The 15505-nt window shown below is 55.8% G+C and carries 12 protein-coding genes; 5 read left to right on the forward strand and 7 right to left on the reverse strand.

The features are described 5' to 3' along the window. Window positions 1-61: 61 nt before the first annotated feature. Window positions 62-1393, forward strand: a complete 1332-nt coding sequence (locus tag ACA373_RS18975; RefSeq protein WP_253457395.1) for a nucleobase:cation symporter-2 family protein — start codon at window positions 62-64, stop codon at window positions 1391-1393. A 459-nt stretch (window positions 1394-1852) separates the two neighbouring features. Here the strand turns inward: ACA373_RS18975 and iolB are convergent, their stop codons facing one another. Next, window positions 1853-2674: a 5-deoxy-glucuronate isomerase gene (gene iolB / locus ACA373_RS18980; RefSeq protein ID WP_253457391.1), complete on the reverse strand. Its 822-nt coding sequence runs from the start codon at window positions 2672-2674 to the stop codon at window positions 1853-1855. An 18-nt stretch (window positions 2675-2692) separates the two neighbouring features. Beyond that, complete coding sequence (locus ACA373_RS18985; protein WP_253457389.1) at window positions 2693-4198, reverse strand: CoA-acylating methylmalonate-semialdehyde dehydrogenase; 1506 nt, start codon at window positions 4196-4198, stop codon at window positions 2693-2695. A gap of 545 nt (window positions 4199-4743) precedes the next feature. On the opposite strand from ACA373_RS18985, the gene ACA373_RS18990 reads away from it, so the two are divergent. Next, window positions 4744-5559 carry a TIM barrel protein gene (locus ACA373_RS18990; RefSeq protein WP_370734962.1) on the forward strand — a complete coding sequence of 272 codons (816 nt, stop codon included), beginning with the start codon at window positions 4744-4746 and terminating at the stop codon, window positions 5557-5559. Window positions 5560-5866: 307 nt separating this feature from the next. On the opposite strand, the gene ACA373_RS18995 is transcribed toward ACA373_RS18990, so the two are convergent. Continuing rightward, the gene (locus ACA373_RS18995) at window positions 5867-7063 is read right to left on the reverse strand and encodes an MFS transporter (protein WP_370734963.1); all 1197 of its coding nucleotides are present in this window, start codon (window positions 7061-7063) and stop codon (window positions 5867-5869) included. Between the two features lie 247 nt (window positions 7064-7310). Here ACA373_RS18995 and ACA373_RS19000 point away from each other — a divergent pair, with 247 nt between their 5' ends. Continuing rightward, window positions 7311-8372, forward strand: coding sequence for an AI-2E family transporter (locus tag ACA373_RS19000; RefSeq protein WP_253457379.1), 1062 nt, complete (start codon window positions 7311-7313; stop codon window positions 8370-8372). A 3-nt stretch (window positions 8373-8375) separates the two neighbouring features. On the opposite strand, the gene ACA373_RS19005 is transcribed toward ACA373_RS19000, so the two are convergent. Both ACA373_RS19005 and ACA373_RS19010 read right to left on the reverse strand, forming a co-directional pair. Beyond that, complete coding sequence (locus tag ACA373_RS19005; protein ID WP_370734964.1) at window positions 8376-9320, reverse strand: ABC transporter substrate-binding protein; 945 nt, start codon at window positions 9318-9320, stop codon at window positions 8376-8378. A gap of 9 nt (window positions 9321-9329) precedes the next feature. Further along, window positions 9330-10094, reverse strand: coding sequence for a class II aldolase/adducin family protein (locus ACA373_RS19010; protein WP_369896126.1), 765 nt, complete (start codon window positions 10092-10094; stop codon window positions 9330-9332). Window positions 10095-10298: 204 nt separating this feature from the next. Between ACA373_RS19010 and ACA373_RS19015 the strand changes: the two genes are divergently transcribed. Continuing rightward, window positions 10299-11867: an EAL domain-containing protein gene (locus ACA373_RS19015; RefSeq protein ID WP_301253339.1), complete on the forward strand. Its 1569-nt coding sequence runs from the start codon at window positions 10299-10301 to the stop codon at window positions 11865-11867. A gap of 58 nt (window positions 11868-11925) precedes the next feature. Here the strand turns inward: ACA373_RS19015 and ACA373_RS19020 are convergent, their stop codons facing one another. After that, on the reverse strand, window positions 11926-12399 hold the full coding sequence (locus ACA373_RS19020; RefSeq protein ID WP_301253340.1) for a hypothetical protein: 474 nt from the start codon (window positions 12397-12399) through the stop codon (window positions 11926-11928). A 418-nt stretch (window positions 12400-12817) separates the two neighbouring features. Here ACA373_RS19020 and proP point away from each other — a divergent pair, with 418 nt between their 5' ends. Continuing rightward, the gene (proP, locus tag ACA373_RS19025; RefSeq protein ID WP_253457366.1) at window positions 12818-14323 is read left to right on the forward strand and encodes a glycine betaine/L-proline transporter ProP; all 1506 of its coding nucleotides are present in this window, start codon (window positions 12818-12820) and stop codon (window positions 14321-14323) included. A 58-nt stretch (window positions 14324-14381) separates the two neighbouring features. Here the strand turns inward: proP and ACA373_RS19030 are convergent, their stop codons facing one another. Then, entirely contained in the window at window positions 14382-15488 is a 1107-nt protein-coding gene (locus tag ACA373_RS19030; protein ID WP_370734965.1) for an ABC transporter substrate-binding protein, read from the reverse strand. Between the last annotated feature and the right edge of the window lie 17 nt (window positions 15489-15505).

Raw genomic sequence — 15505 nt, forward strand, 5'->3', positions numbered from 1 at the left:
TGAAATCGCGGCCTGCAAGGCAGACAGTAACGGGGCTACTCCCCGATAAAGGACAACTGTTATGAGCATCGATCGCGTCAGGCCAGAAGATACACTTTATCCGGTAGGCAAATCCTTTGTCTGGGGATTGCAGCACGTATTGACGATGTATGGCGGCATTATCGCGCCGCCGCTGATTATCGGCTCGGCAGCGGGGCTGCATGCTGCCGAACTGGGCATGCTGGTCACGGCTGCGCTGTTTGTCAGCGGCTGTGCCACCTTATTGCAGGCGCTGGGCGTGCCCTTCTTTGGCTCCCGTTTGCCGCTGGTACAGGGCGTCTCTTTTGCGGGCGTGGCGACCATGATGGCGCTGGTGGCGGGAGACGGTGGCTTACCGGTAGTGTTTGGCGCAGTAATAGCCTCGTCGCTGATTGGCCTGCTGATTGCGCCGCTGTTTGCTCATGTCATCCGCTTCTTCCCTCCCGTCGTTACCGGGACGGTGATTACGGTCATCGGTCTGTCGCTGATGCCGGTTGCCGCCCGCTGGGCGATGGGTGGCGATGCCGACGCGCCGGAATGGGGATCGCCAGGCAATATCGGGCTGGCCGCGCTGACCTTAGGTCTGGTGCTGCTTTTTCATCGCGTGGGTAATGCCGCGATGAAAAGACTGGCCGTTCTGGCGGCAATAGTTCTGGGCACGCTGTTTGCCTTTGTCAGCGGCAAAGCGCATTTTACTGATGTCCTGCACGGCGAGATGATAGCGCTACCGGGTATCCTCAGCTTTGGGCTGCCGGTTTTTAACGTAGCGGCCATTCTGTCCATGACGCTTATCGTGCTGGTTCTGCTGACGGAAACCACTGCCGGACTGATCGCTATTGGCGAGATTATCGACACGGAGGTCGACGGCAAACGTATCGCCAGCGGTCTGCGGGCGGATATGTTAGCCAGCGCGCTCGCGCCGCTGTTTAACTCCTTTCCACAAAGCGCATTTGCACAGAACATCGGTCTTGTTGCCATTACCGGCATCAAAAGCCGCTATGTAGTGGCGGCGGGCGGCATTATCCTGGTGCTGCTTGGCTGTCTGCCCGTGCTGGGTCGGATAGTCGCAGCCGTTCCGGCTCCGGTACTGGGCGGTGCGGGCGTGGTACTGTTCGGTACCGTGGGGGCATCCGGTATTCGTACGCTGGCAAAAGTCGATTATAAAGACACGATGAATTTGGTAGTGGTGGCAACGGCTATTGCGTTTGGCATGATCCCCATTGTGATGCCCACGTTTTACGATTGCTTCCCGGATTGGATCAGAACGATTTTCCACTCCGGCATTAGCGCCGCCTGCGTGGTTGCCGTGCTGCTGAATATTGTGTTTAACACCATCAAAGGAACGCCAGACGTGCAGGAAAGTCAGTCCGGCTGAAAAATTCGTACAGCTAAAACCGGGTAGCAATTAACCTGAGGCCGCTATTTCTGGCATCTTATCCAGAGAGCAGCCAGCTGCAGAGGCTGGCTTCAGGAAAGAATAAATATTAGCCCCTGCGTATCGCCATGCTGTCAAAGTTGTGACGCAGTATTTTGATACCGATAGCCTGTGCCGACATATTTATATTCCTTATCCCTGACCGACACGGCTCAAACACGACCAGGAGCGACTGAGTGCGTGACCCGTACCGGCAAGCCATATCGTTTAGCGGAAAAACGGTCAAAACGGTCAGGATGGCCAGAACAGTCAGAAAGGTCAGAAAGGTCAGAAAGGTCAGAAAGGTCAGAAAGGTCAGGCTTGATGATTACGCCAGCAAGCACAACAGGAAGAGGTAAAATAGCCGGAAGCCAGGGTGAAAAGATAAAACGGGTGGCGAGCGGCCACCCGAAAGGGTTCTTAACCTTCTTTACGCGGGTAATCTTCGCTGTTTACCCAGGCATGATCTTTTTCCCAGCTGAATTTCCACAGGCGAACCGGCCCGGCCATTACGTTCAGGTAATAATTGTCGTAACCGGCGATAGTCGCTACCGGATGGTAGCCTCGCGGCACCATTACCACATCGTGGTTATAGGCCGCCATGCACTCATCCAGCGAGCGGTCGTCGGTATAGACTCGCTGCATCGCAAAGCCCTGTTCCGGATTAAAACGGTGGTAATAGGTTTCCTCCAGATAGGTTTCGGTTTCTGAATCCTCCCTGTCGTGCTTATGGCTGGGATAAGAACTGGTATCGCCCTCGTCGGTATACACCTCGACCACCAGCAGGCTGTCAGCGGGCTGGTCATCCGGCAGAATATTATGCACCAGCCGTTTATTGCGCCCTTTTCCGCGCCTCTCCACGCCCACGTCACCAGGCGCAATCAGGCGTGCCGGCAGGTTACCCTTGCCAGGCGCGCGACAGACCGCCAGTTCCAGATCGGAATCGGCCCGAACCTCTACCCGATCGTTATGCGGCACGTAAACGGAGTAAGGCGGCGTGCGTTCAAAAGGCGACATGCGTCTGCCGATATCCGGAAACTCTGCGTCGCGGGTTTTTACCGACGCCAGCCCGGCCACCAGCACCAGGCACAGCTCCTGACTGCCGCTTTCCAGCTGCAGGGTCTGGCCCTTTTTCAGCTGCCAGGCCTCGAAGCCGACATAGCGCCAGTTTGCGCTTTCCGGCGTAATCTGCTGGATACGTCCCTGCGCATCCGGACGTTGTGCTTTGGACAGCAATGACATGGTGCTCCTCCTTATGCGTTATCCCAGCGTTGGCATACTAAATTCAGAAACGGTCTTTTGTCCGCTCGGCCAACGAACGGTCGCGGTTTTCATTCGGGTGTAGAAACGCACGCCGTCCGGCCCATGAACGTTCAGCGCACCAAACACGGAACGCTTCCAGCCGCCGAAGCTGTGGAATGCCATCGGTACGGGAACCGGTACGTTAACGCCTACCATGCCCGCCTGCACCTCGCGTACAAAGTCGCGACCTGTATGACCGTTACTGGTAAAGATCGCGCTGCCGTTGCCGAACTCATGGCTGTTAACCAGTTTTAGCGCCGTCTCGTAATCCGGCGCGCGCATGATGCTCAGCACCGGGCCAAAAATCTCTTCGCGCCAGATAACCATATCGGCAGTGACGTTATCAAAAAGCGTTCCGCCTACGTAGTAACCTTCCGCATAGCCCGGCACCTGGAAATTACGCCCATCGACAACCAGTTTCGCGCCTTCCTCTACCCCTTTGTCGATATAACCCAGCACTTTTTTCTGGTGTGCGGCGGAAACTACCGGCCCCATTTCGTTTTCTTCACTGCCTTTCTGCATGCCGGGCCCGACACGCAGAGCCTTGACCAGCGGCGTCAGCGCGGCAATCAGCTTATCGGCCGTATCATCGCCCACCGCGACCACTACCGGCAGCGCCATGCAGCGTTCGCCCGCAGAACCAAAGGCACCGCCCATAATGGCATTGACCGTGGCGTCTAAATCCGCGTCCGGCATGACAATCGCATGGTTTTTGGCCGCGCCGAAGGCCTGCACGCGCTTGCCATGTGCGCTTGCGGTTTTATAAATATGTTCTGCCACGCCCGAAGAGCCAACAAAGCTGACGGCCTGAACGCGCGGATCGGTATAAAGCTGTTCAGCATCTTCATTGGAACAGTGAATAACGTTAAAGACGCCATCCGGCAGGCCGGCTTCCGTCAGCAGTTCAGCCATACGCACGGAGGCGGAGGGATCCAGCGCCGGCGGCTTAAGCACAAAGGTGTTGCCGCAGGCCAGCGCGATAGGGAACATCCACAGCGGCACCATCGCCGGGAAGTTGAAAGGCGTAATGCCGGCGACGACGCCCAGCGGCTGCATCAGCGAATAGCTGTCCACGCCTGTCGCGACGTCCGCCGAATTTTCGCCTTTAATCAAATGAGGAATACCGCAGGCAAACTCCACGACTTCCATACCGCGCGTCAGTTCTCCCAGCGCGTCTGACCAGACTTTACCGTGCTCGCTAACGATTAGCGCAGCCAGCTCGTCGCGATGCTGCTCCATCAGGGCCTTGAAATTAAACAGGACGCGGGCGCGGCGCAGCGGTGATGTGCGGGACCAGCCTTCAAAGGCGTTATGCGCGACTTCGATGGCGTGAGCGACCTCTTGTGCCGTGCTTTGCGTCACCTCACGCACCGGTTTGCCGGTCGCCGGATCGTAAACCGGAATTGTTTCGTTACTGGCGCTCAAAGACGTTTTTCCGCCGATAAAGTTTCCTGTAATAGTCATGTTCTGGCCTCTTAAATGGTGGTATTCCCTGTGGGCGGCTGCCTTTTAGCGGACGGCCCAACCGGACAACTCCCGAATGCGTGCAAAGACACTATTATATTGGAATAAATTTTTCAAATATTCCACTTTAGAAAATCTGTTTTTAGCGGCATAGATCGCATTTTTCTTTTTGCGCTGCCAGCTGATTTTATGCTGCGTCAGCGCGGAGCGTTAAAATAAAGAATCCAGTGCTGATGGGGGCCAGGAGCTTTAATAGAGGCTTTTTTCCTCGCGCATTCATTTGATTTCACTTGCTCCGGAAGGAGCGGGATTTCATGTATAAAGCCTGCTCAAAACGAAATTTTGCGAGGAAGATCTAAAAATTTAAGTTTCATCATTCCCCATTAATGAAATAAATGTTCTTCTGTTGCACAACGTTCGACAGGTCGCGGTACAGGCTGAAAGTTCAGGTTATCGGGGCTGGTCTGATTGCTGATGGTGCAGGCCAGGCAAAGCCCTTGCCAACAGTCCGACATTTATCTCTTTTACTTTGCAGGAGCTGCAAGATGGCGATTGATCCAACCCGTATCTGTATTAACCGTAAAATTGCTCCCGGCCTTGGCATTGAGCAATTTTTCAAACTGGTTCACGGGCTCGGTCTGAATAAGGTTGAGCTGCGCAACGATATGTCCAGCGGCAAGGTGACGGACAATCTGAGCCACGAAGAGGTGCGCGAGCTGGCGCAGCGATACGGTCTGGAAATTGTTACCATCAACGCTGTCTATCCTTTCAACCAGGTGGACGAAGCCCTGCTGGCAAAAACGGAAGCGCTGCTGAAGGACGCCAGGGGCGTAGGCGCAAAAGCGCTGGTGCTCTGTCCGTTAAATGACGGTACGCCAATTTCTGCGGAAGAAACTATCAGCGCGCTGAAAAAACTGGCGCCGCTGTTTGAGCAATATGGCATTGAAGGCCTGGTTGAGCCTCTCGGCTTTCCGATCAGTTCATTGCGTTCCGCCGTCCACGCCCAGGCGCTAATCCGCGATGCCAACGTGCCTTTCCGCCTGTTAGTGGATACCTTCCACCATCATCTGTACGAAAAGGCGGAAGCGGAATTTGAAAACGGGATCGATATCGACAATATTGGCCTGGTCCACCTTTCGGGCGTCGAGGATACAAGGCCAACGGCGGAACTGACCGACGAAGAACGCATTATGCTGAGTGAAGGTGACCTGCTGAGAAGCGTGGCTCAGGTACAGCGCCTGGAACGCATGGGGTATCGGGGCGTGTACGCGCTGGAACCTTTTTCTTCTGTTATGGAAAACTGGCGCGCTGCGGATATTGAGCGGGAAATCCGTCAAAGCATTCAGCTGTTGCAGGCATAAAATTTTTTAGCGCGCGGCCCGGTGCTGTGGCTGCGCTCTGCCCCTGATTCCCTCTCTTTTATCTGTGTCGTATCTTGCGGTCTGATGGCCGCCCTTTTTTTAGCGCTTTTGCGGTATCAACAGCTTTCCCACGCAGCACGCGGCGTCGACAGCTTTCCGCGTGACGAGCGTTATCAACAACCTTCCCGCGCAACATGCATCATCGACAGCCACTCAACGCCGCGCCCTGGCGCCTGATCAAAAAGTCTTTTGCATAATATTTACAATGTTCAACCGTATCTGGCGCCCTGCGCAACGGAAACGCTGCTCAGGCGCTTTCCGCTGTTGCATGACGGGCCTTCAACGTCAGCAACATCGCCAGACAGACCAGCAGCGCGCTAACCAGATAAATAACCGGGACGCCGGCATAGCTTATTACCAGCCCGGCCAGCGGCCCGGTGATGCCCAGCGCAAGATCCATAAAGGCCGTATAGGTTGCCAACGCGCTGCCCTGATTCTGCGCGGGCACGGCCTTCACCGCCACCACGCCAATCGCCGGGAAAACCAGCGAGAAGCCGGCACCGGTCAGCAGCGCGCCCAGCTTTGCCATCCACGGATCCGCCGCACCCCAGACCAGAAATAAACCAACGGCTTCTACCGCAAAGCAGACCGCCGCCACCATCAGTCCACCGTGCCGGTTAATGGCGTTGGGAAACAGCAGGCGCGTACCGACAAAAGCGCCGCTGAACAGCGTCAGCGCCCAGGCCGCACCGTCCCAGCCTTTGTCCTGGTAGAAGAGCGTAATAAAGGTAGCGATCACGCCAAAGCCGGCGGATCCCATCGCCAAAAGGGTACCGAAGCGCCAGATCTTGCCCAGCACGGCGCGAAAAGGCAGCGGCCTGCCCTTGCTGCTTTTGACGGCAGGTCGCGGCAGCGCCATCAGCACCGCCAGCAGCGCGATAGCCGTTACCACGCTGGCCAGCAGCAGCAGGCCGCCCCAGCGATAAATGCCCACGCCCAGCGGCGCGCCAATCGCCATCGCGCCATAGGTGAAAATGCCGTTCCAGGAAATTACGCGTCCTATATGAAGCGATCCCACTACGCCGACGCCCCAAAGCGTGGAGCCGGTTCCGGCAAAACTTTGCCCTATGCCAAGCACGATCCGGCCAAAGCAAAGCAAAAGCAGGCTAACCATCGGGAGCGTTGCGGTTAACGCGGCAAGCGCATAGCACAGCCCGCTGATCAGACAGCCGCAAAGCCCAGCCACCACGACTCTTTTCGGGCCCAGCAGGTCGGCAAAGCGCCCCGCGTGCGGACGACTGACCAGCGTGGCGAAATATTGCAGGCTTACCACTAATCCAGCCCAAAATGTGCTGTAGCCCATCACATCGTGGACATAGCCAGGCAGCACTGCCAGCGGCAGGCCAATAGTCAGATAAGCGGCGAAATTGAAAATCACAACGGAAATGATGCGCAGATTCAGACGTAAAGCGCCCGGAGCCTCCGGGGCGGGTTGTTCAGGCATAGCGAAGAATATCCTGTCCGAAATGACATGAATAATAACTATAACCTGATTTCCCGGCCCGCAGGCGGCCAGTGCATAAATTATGCGGCACGCTATTTTTAACACGGCCTGCAGCCAGACCAGCTATTGCTGACGTATCCTGCTCTGCGTTGAACAAAATATCCCGGTTCTGAGACCTTTCCTGAAATCAGAAGCCTGCCGGAAAACAGTCGCTACACTTAATCACAAAAAGCCTGAAGGAGAAGGAATGAACGCACCACAGCAGGAGAAGATGGGGCAGAATATGCTGCTAAAAATGGCGACGCTGGTCGTGGTTTTAGCCGGCATCAAGGCGGCATCGGCTATCCTGGTTCCCTTTTTACTGGCCCTGTTTCTGGCCATTATTTTAAACCCGCTGGTTACCATCCTGATGCGGCGCGGCGTCCGGCGCGGTATGGCTATCAGCCTGGTGATCGCGGCGGTGCTGGTTGCATTCGGGCTGCTGGTGGCGATGATTGCCGGTTCGGCGGATGAGTTCTCTACCGTTTATCCGCAGCTTCAGCAGCAAATGACGCAAAGGCTGGCGCAGCTTCAACATATTGCCGCGCCTTTTCATATTAATCTTTCTACCAACAGCCTGGCGGCGCGGCTCGATCCCAACGCCATTATGGGCATGGCGACGCTGATCCTCAGCCAGTTTTCCGGCGCGCTGACCAACCTGGTGCTGCTGATTATGACAGTGGTGTTTATGCTGTTTGAAGTGCATCACCTGCCCTACAAGCTGCGTTTCGCGCTGATCAATCCTAAAATTCGCATCGCCGGGCTGCATAAAGCGCTGAAAGGCGTTACCCATTACCTGGCGCTGAAAACGCTGATTAGCTTGATTACCGGGTTTTCCGTCTGGCTGGTGCTGATGCTGCTGGATGTGCAGTTCGCGCTAATGTGGGGCGTAGTGGCGTTCGTTTTAAACTATATTCCCAATATCGGCCCTATTATTGCCGGTATTCCGCCCACGCTACAGGCGCTGCTGCTAAACGGCGTGTATGAAGCGGCGCTGGTCGCAGCGCTTTTCAGCGCGATCCATATGGTGTTTGGCAATATGCTGGAGCCGCGCGTGATGGGAAAAGGGCTGGGGCTTTCCAGCCTGGTTGTGTTCCTGTCGCTGATTTTCTGGGGCTGGCTGCTGGGGCCGGTAGGAATGCTGCTCTCCGTACCGCTCACCAGCGTGTGTAAAATCCTGATGGAAACCACGCCGGGCGGCAGCAAACTGGCGATCCTGCTGGGCAACGGCAGACCGCCGAGGACGGCAAAACCCAAACTGCAAAAATAGTCGTCAGCGCGCGTCAAAGACGCTGGTATCGGTTATTGCCCGCACCTCAACCTTGTTGGGCAAGATAGCCAGCGAGGAGAAGAGATCGGCAACCTGCTGAACTTTAGCGATATCCTCTGCCGTAACCGGCCGTATGCCATGAGAAATACGGCCGGTAATGCCTTTCGACACTTCCGGCGGCAGACGAGTCAGCGACGAATAAACCTTATTATACTCAACCGGATGCGCTATCCCCCAGGCGCGAGCCTGCACCAGTCGGCGCGCGAAATCGGCGATAGCCAACCGCTTTTGCGGATCTTTTAGCGAGCTGCCGGTAGCGGTGACAAACGAGAGCGAGGTGGTCAGCCCTTTGCTGTCGCGCAGCAGCCGCGCGCCGTGCTGTTCAGCAATGCCAAGATAGGGGTCGAAAGTGGCCCAGGCGGCAATTTGGCCGGAATTAAAGGCGGCGCTGGCGTCGGTCGGCAGAACAAAGCGTACGGAAACCGCCGTTTGCGGCACTCCGGCCTCTTCCAGCGCTTCATAGAGCAAATGCTGCGAGATGCTGCCGCGTGCGGAGGAGACCATCACCGTTTTTCCGGCCAGATCCCTGACGCTGTGCAGCGGTGAATCAGCGGGTACTATCAGCCCATTGCTCGCGCTGTCGCCCACGTTGGTGGCGATAATTTTCAGATCGACGCCGCCCGAGGCCGCCATCAGCACCGGCAGGTCGCCTGCGTAAGAGGTATCCACTGCGCCAGCCCGCTGGGCTTCAAACAGCGGCGCGGCGCCCTGAAAGTTGGCCCAGCGGTAGTCATAAGGCGCGTCTTTCATTACGCCGGAAGCCTCCACCAGCGACCGTAGATTCCGCGCCTGGTCGCCCAGTACCAGCGTCACTTTTTCCGCTTTTGCCGCACTGGCTATCAGGCTTATGCCCAGCAGCAGCGCCAGCGCGCTTTTTCCCGCTTTCATCTTTTTTCCTTAAAGCGCGTTACGCGCCAGCTGACGAATATAGGCATCCCAGTGCAGCAGATACTTTTTATTTTTTATGCCGTTATCAAAAACCCGCGCGGCTTTTTCGGCCACGCTGTCGGGCACAATGCTCAGCTCTGCGCCGCCAGACTGGGCCGCCAGCTGCGCCACGCACGCTCTTTCCAGGTAATAAAGGTTGTAGAAGGCCTCTTCCAGATTTTCACCGCAGGTCAACAGGCCATGATTACGCAGGATCAGCGCGTTCAGATCGCCCAGGTCGGTGACGATACGCTGCTGTTCATCCAGATCCAGCGCGATGCCTTCGTAATCGTGATAGGCCAGCCTGCGGTAAAAACGCATACTGTGCTGCGAAATCATCAGCAGACCGTTTTTCTGCGCCGCCACGCCAATGCCCGCCGCCGTATGGGTATGCAGCACGGCGTGCGTGTGCGGGCGGGCGCGGTGAATAGCGCTGTGGATAACGTAGCCAGCCGGGTTGATGCCTGAGCCGACAGGATCGTCAATGATTTCGCCGTCCAGATCGACTTTCACCAGCGTTTCCGGCGCAATTTCGTCGAAGGTTTGTCCGTAAGCGTTGATCAGGAAATGCGGCTTGTCGCCCGGCACCCGCAGCGAAAAGTGGGTGTAGATATGATCGGTCCAGCGCAGCCGCGCGGCCAGCTGGTAACACTGGGCCAGTTTGACGCGAGCCTGCCACTCCGCGTCGGTAATACGCGCGCGAAGCGATTCGGCGGAATGCAGTGCGCCACTCATAAAATCCTCCTGAATACAGCGTGATGGAAGCCCGAAGCCGGGCCAGGGCATCCTGACACAGAAGAAACGTATGGCGGAAACGATCAATCTGAGAATAAATTGCATAAAATTAGCTAAGCGACGGCGCACCTGATTTTTTTTTCCGCGCCATGCTACCTTTACCTTTTCAGGCGGCGCAGGGATGCCGCTAACAGAGGACAATGAATGGATCGGCCGAAAAGAAGCAGTGAAAAAAGAGGCGTGCTGCTGGCGGTCGCTGGCATAGTGCCGCTGCTCCTTTGTCTGATCTTTACTTTTATCGACGCCAGACAGATCGTTAAGCGCCAGCAGGCGGCGACGGCGGGTATGCTGCTGGCGCATGCCGAAGCAATCGGCGACCGGGCCTGGGATACCCTTGACGAACTTCAGGCGTTTCCGAAAAGACCCTGCGAAGAGATCAATGACGAGCTGAGAAAGTATGCGGCGCTGTCTCCCTATTTTCGCTCAATAGGCGTTATGCGTGAGGGTCGCATAACCTGCTCTTCCGCATTCGGCGGGATACATAACGATATCGCTACCGTTATTCAGCGTCAGCCGCCGACGGATCGAAAAGCGAAGTGGATGCTTTCGTTAAGCCAAACCTGGGCGGTGAGAGACAGGCCCGCCGTGATTTTTATGCACGATACGCCCGCGCATTCCGGCGCTTTTGTGATCGTTGACGGCCAGTATTTGCTGGATGTGATGAGCGCGGTCGGCAAAAGCCAGCATAACAGTATCCGGCTACAGTTCGGTGGCGGCTTCGCCTTGCGCAGCGGCGCAAACGGCAATCAGCCGTCGGGACTGCTCCAGCCCGTGACGCTCAGCGAACGTTCCAGCCGCTACCCTATCGGCGTCGAGGTGACCTCGCCCGCCAGCGATATTGCCTTTACCTGGCGTCAGGGTCTGTTTACCTTCGTGCCGATGGCGCTGATCCTGTCGCTGCTGTTGATGACCGTGACCAACAACTGGCTGAAGCGTAAACTTTCTCCCCGCGACCAGCTGCGGAAAGCCATACTGCATCGCGAATTCTCCGTTAATTATCAGCCTGTTTATCATATGGTTACAGGTAAAGCCAGCGGCGCTGAAGTGCTGATGCGCTGGCAGCGGCCCGACGGCCACTGGGTAAGGCCAGATATGTTTATCACCGCGGCGGAAGCGGAAGAGATGATCATACCTTTGACCCGCCATCTGATGGAGCTGGTGCTGGAGGATGCCAAACAGTGGAGCCTGCCGCCGGATTTCCGTCTGGCGCTTAACGTGGCCGCCGCGCACGTCCAGCACGACGATTTTGTCGAGGATATCCGCTATTTTGCTCGTGGCATGGCGATACATCGACCGGATATCACGCTGGAACTGACCGAGCGCAGCCTGCTTTCCGACGGAGAAGACGTTGTGCAAAAGCTCCAGCTGCTGCGTAATGAAGGTATTCATATCGCCATTGATGACTTTGGCACCGGCCACTGCTCGCTCTCTTATCTGCAAACCTTCCCGCTGGATTACCTGAAAATCGACCGCGGCTTCGTCAATGCCATCGAATCAACCACGGGCGAAGCGCCGGTGCTGGACGCCATCATCACGCTAAGCCACAAGCTGGGGCTGAAGATTGTGGCGGAGGGCGTAGAAAACGCCACTCAGCTTCATTATTTGCAGGCGCGCGGAGTAGTATTTATTCAGGGATATTATTACGCCCGCCCAATGGACAACCGGCTATTTATGTCCTGGATGCAGCAGGAAGGTCAACGCCCGCTGGTTTAAATAGTCGGATACAGGCTGAATTAACGCCGACGGCGAAAAAGCGTAACGATTTTCAATTTCATTTACGTAGCTTTAGCGCCGCCCGCAATGCAATCCTGACGGCGTCGTCTTCGGGGAACGTTTTTTGTTCGCTATGGGTTATCCCTGCCTCTTCGTACCGGGCTTTCGTCCGTTCATTAATCCTGGCCAGCATTGTGATAATTTGAGACGAAACCTGCTGGTGCTCCTGATATATATCCCAATAGCTTTTTCGCTGATATTTCAGGAAGCGATACTTTAATATAAACCTAATGTTATCAATACATTGAATAAATTTCATTCGCATCAAGCCTGGCCACTTAGCCATTAGCAAAGCGCGTTCTTCAGACCCTGTTTTGTCTGTAATTTCTCCACTCTCAGGCTTTATCTGTTTTTGTGAATAAACCCTACCGTTATTAAGGAGAAAAGTTTGCTGAGGCCGGAAGAATTTTAAATTAGCTTCTGTGCTTTCCAGCCAATAGTTTTTAAAATGAACGTGTTTTTTATTATTCATTACCCCCCCGCAAGACTGCGAACGGCAGTATTACCGATCGAGCCAGCAGGCGCAATACTAATATTGGCAGGTAGCCTGACTTAATCTCATTATAAAAAAGTGGGCAATGTCTTCTTATTCCCCCTCACCTGGCTGGCCTTCGCCGTGAATTTTTCTGGCGTTTTCGGCTGCGTCGAGGGCGCGGTTGCGTCCGTTAACCGCTGGTTACACAATCTAATTTCAGGTAGAAATTATGTTACACAGCGCAGAAACGATATACTGAAAGCAGACGGATATTTGTTAACGAACGAACAAATTTGCTACTTATCTCCGTCGACAGGGCGAAAGCCCGTACGCTATTCGCTCTGCTTTCCCGCTGCGGCGGCGCGAGCGGAGCGGAAGATTTTTCCGGGAAACAGTCAATTACAGGGTGCTTTATATGAAGCTACGTAGGAAGCGTGTTAAGCCGATTGGCTTAAAAGACGTAACGATCATTGATGATGCCAGGTTACGCAAAGCCATTACCGCAGCGTCGCTCGGTAACGCTATGGAGTGGTTTGACTTTGGGGTATACGGCTTTGTCGCCTATGCGCTGGGCCAGGTATTTTTCCCCGGCGCCGACCCTGGCGTGCAGATGATTGCCGCGCTGGCGACCTTCTCCGTTCCTTTCCTGATCCGCCCGCTTGGCGGCCTGTTCTTTGGCGCGCTGGGCGATAAGTATGGTCGTCAGAAAATCCTTTCCATTACCATTGTCATTATGTCGGTCAGTACTTTCTGTATCGGCCTGATACCTTCTCATGCCTCTATCGGCATCTGGGCGCCCATCCTGCTGCTGCTGTGTAAAATGGCGCAGGGCTTCTCGGTAGGCGGCGAATATACCGGTGCCTCTATTTTTGTGGCCGAATACTCGCCTGACCGCAAGCGCGGCTTTATGGGCAGCTGGCTGGACTTCGGTTCTATCGTCGGCTTTGTGACGGGCGCAGGCCTGGTGGTGCTGATTTCTACCGTGGTCGGCGAAGCGAATTTCCTTGACTGGGGCTGGCGTATTCCGTTCTTCGTGGCGCTGCCGCTGGGCCTGATCGGCATCTATCTGCGTAACGCGCTGGAAGAAACGCCTGCGTTCCAGCAGCACGTTGAGAAACTGGAACAGGGCGATCGCGAAGGTCTGGCCGACGGCCCGAAAGTGTCGTTTAAGGACATCGCTACCAAACACTGGAAAAGCCTGCTGGCCTGTATCGGTCTGGTGCTGTCTACCAACGTCACCTACTACATGCTGCTGACCTATATGCCCAGCTACCTGTCGCATAACCTTCACTACTCCGAAGATCACGGCGTAATGATTATTATCGCGATTATGATTGGTATGCTGTTCGTGCAGCCGGTAATGGGCCTGATGAGCGATAAGTTCGGCCGTCGCCCGTTTGTGATTATCGGCAGTATTGCGCTGCTGCTGCTGGCGATCCCGTGCTTTATGCTGATTAACAGTAACGTGATGGGCCTGATTTTCGCCGGTCTGCTGCTGCTGGCGGTGATCCTGAACTGCTTTACGGGCGTAATGGCTTCGTCGCTGCCGGCGATGTTCCCTACCCATATTCGCTACAGCGCGCTGGCCAGCGCCTTCAATATATCTATTCTGGTAGCGGGCCTGACGCCAACGCTGGCGGCGTGGCTGGTGGAGTACACCGCCAACCTCTATATGCCAGCCTACTATCTGATGGTGGTAGCGGTTGTGGGTCTGATTACCGGTATCATGATGAAGGAAACGGCCAATATGCCGCTGCGTGGTGCAACGCCTGCCGCCTCTGATATTGCCGAGGCAAGAGAGCTGCTGCAGGAGCATCACGACAATATCGAGAGCAAGATCGAAGATATTAGCGAGCAGATCGCCGAGCTGGAAGAGAAGCGTAAGCATCTGATTAACCAGCATCCCCGCATTAACGAGTAAGCCTACAGGTTTGCATTAGCAAGTCAGTTTAAAAGCCCGCAGCCGCGGGCTTTTTCTTTCACCTTCCGCTTTTTTCGCCGCTTGTCCAGTAGGTGCCGGTTTCCGGCAGCGGCAAAAATTCCTCGTTCATTTCACGCAGCGTGTCGGCCGGTTCCAGATCGTGGAACAGCTGCGGATGCAGCGTTTTAGCAATAACCTCGACCGCCAGCAGATGCCACGGGCTCAGATAAAAATTGTGCCACACGGCTAAGGTTCGGCCCTGACGAATGGCCGCCAGCTGGGCGATAACCCGCTCGCTCGCCAGCGCCTGCGAAAAACTTTGCTTTGCCGTGGCCGACGCGACCTGTGGGCCAAGCTGTAGCCGATGCGGCTGCTGCGCATCGCCCAGGCCGGTTGCCAAAAAGAAATCGGGACGGGCAGCCAGCACCGCCTCCGCGCTTAGCTGACCAAATACGCTGCTAAACTGACCGGCCGCAATATTGTCGCCGCCCGCATACGCCAGCAGATCGGCCAGATTGCCGTGTCCCACCGTGGTACAGCACACTTCCCGCCGCCCTATATGCAGTTGCAGCATCACGCGCGGCCTGACTGGAGCCGCCTGACGCAGCCGGTCATGAATTAGCGCCATATGCCGTTGATAGAAGGCGATAAAGCGCTGCGCTTTCTGCTGGTCACCCAGCGCCTCACCCAAAATTTTCAGGCTCGGTACGGTATTTTTCAGCGGATCTACCCGCGTATCGACGTAGATAACCGGAATGGCCGCCGCGTCCAGCTGCATCAGCGTGCTGTCCTGCGCCGCAGGCTTTTTGGCGTAAAGCGGCAGGATCACCAAATCCGGCCGCAGCGCGATGATTTTTTCCACGCTGAGCTGGCCCGGATTAGCACCGCCAATCAGGGGAATTTTTTTGATGGCGGGGAAAGCGGCACTGTAGCGTGCCCAGGTCTGCCGATCGTAATGCGGCAGATCGCCAGGCCAGCCCGCCACGCGCCGCAGCGGGTTGCCCTGTTCCACCAGCGCCAGCGTATAGAGCAGCCGTCCTTCGCCCAGTACGATGCGCTGCGGATTGTCCGGCACCGTGACCTTGCGCTGCAAAATATCGGTAAGCATTTTTGCCTGCGGCGCGTTGCAGACTAACAGCAGCAGCAGGATAGGCCATTTTTTCATGAGGTTTCCCATTACGA

Source organism: Erwinia sp. STN24, from assembly GCF_041320675.1.
Lineage (GTDB): Bacteria > Pseudomonadota > Gammaproteobacteria > Enterobacterales > Enterobacteriaceae > Erwinia > Erwinia aeris.

Excerpts from the sequence above, each read along its gene's own strand:
- ACA373_RS18975 (WP_253457395.1), top strand. The coding sequence starts at position 62 with ATGAGCATCGATCGCGTCAGGCCAGAAGATACACTTTATCCGGTAGGC.
- iolB (WP_253457391.1), bottom strand. The coding sequence starts at position 2,674 with ATGTCATTGCTGTCCAAAGCACAACGTCCGGATGCGCAGGGACGTATC.
- ACA373_RS18985 (WP_253457389.1), bottom strand. The coding sequence starts at position 4,198 with ATGACTATTACAGGAAACTTTATCGGCGGAAAAACGTCTTTGAGCGCC.
- ACA373_RS18990 (WP_370734962.1), top strand. The coding sequence starts at position 4,744 with ATGGCGATTGATCCAACCCGTATCTGTATTAACCGTAAAATTGCTCCC.
- ACA373_RS18995 (WP_370734963.1), bottom strand. The coding sequence starts at position 7,063 with ATGCCTGAACAACCCGCCCCGGAGGCTCCGGGCGCTTTACGTCTGAAT.
- ACA373_RS19000 (WP_253457379.1), top strand. The coding sequence starts at position 7,311 with ATGAACGCACCACAGCAGGAGAAGATGGGGCAGAATATGCTGCTAAAA.
- ACA373_RS19005 (WP_370734964.1), bottom strand. The coding sequence starts at position 9,320 with ATGAAAGCGGGAAAAAGCGCGCTGGCGCTGCTGCTGGGCATAAGCCTG.
- ACA373_RS19010 (WP_369896126.1), bottom strand. The coding sequence starts at position 10,094 with ATGAGTGGCGCACTGCATTCCGCCGAATCGCTTCGCGCGCGTATTACC.
- ACA373_RS19015 (WP_301253339.1), top strand. The coding sequence starts at position 10,299 with ATGGATCGGCCGAAAAGAAGCAGTGAAAAAAGAGGCGTGCTGCTGGCG.
- ACA373_RS19020 (WP_301253340.1), bottom strand. The coding sequence starts at position 12,399 with ATGAATAATAAAAAACACGTTCATTTTAAAAACTATTGGCTGGAAAGC.
- proP (WP_253457366.1), top strand. The coding sequence starts at position 12,818 with ATGAAGCTACGTAGGAAGCGTGTTAAGCCGATTGGCTTAAAAGACGTA.
- ACA373_RS19030 (WP_370734965.1), bottom strand. The coding sequence starts at position 15,488 with ATGAAAAAATGGCCTATCCTGCTGCTGCTGTTAGTCTGCAACGCGCCG.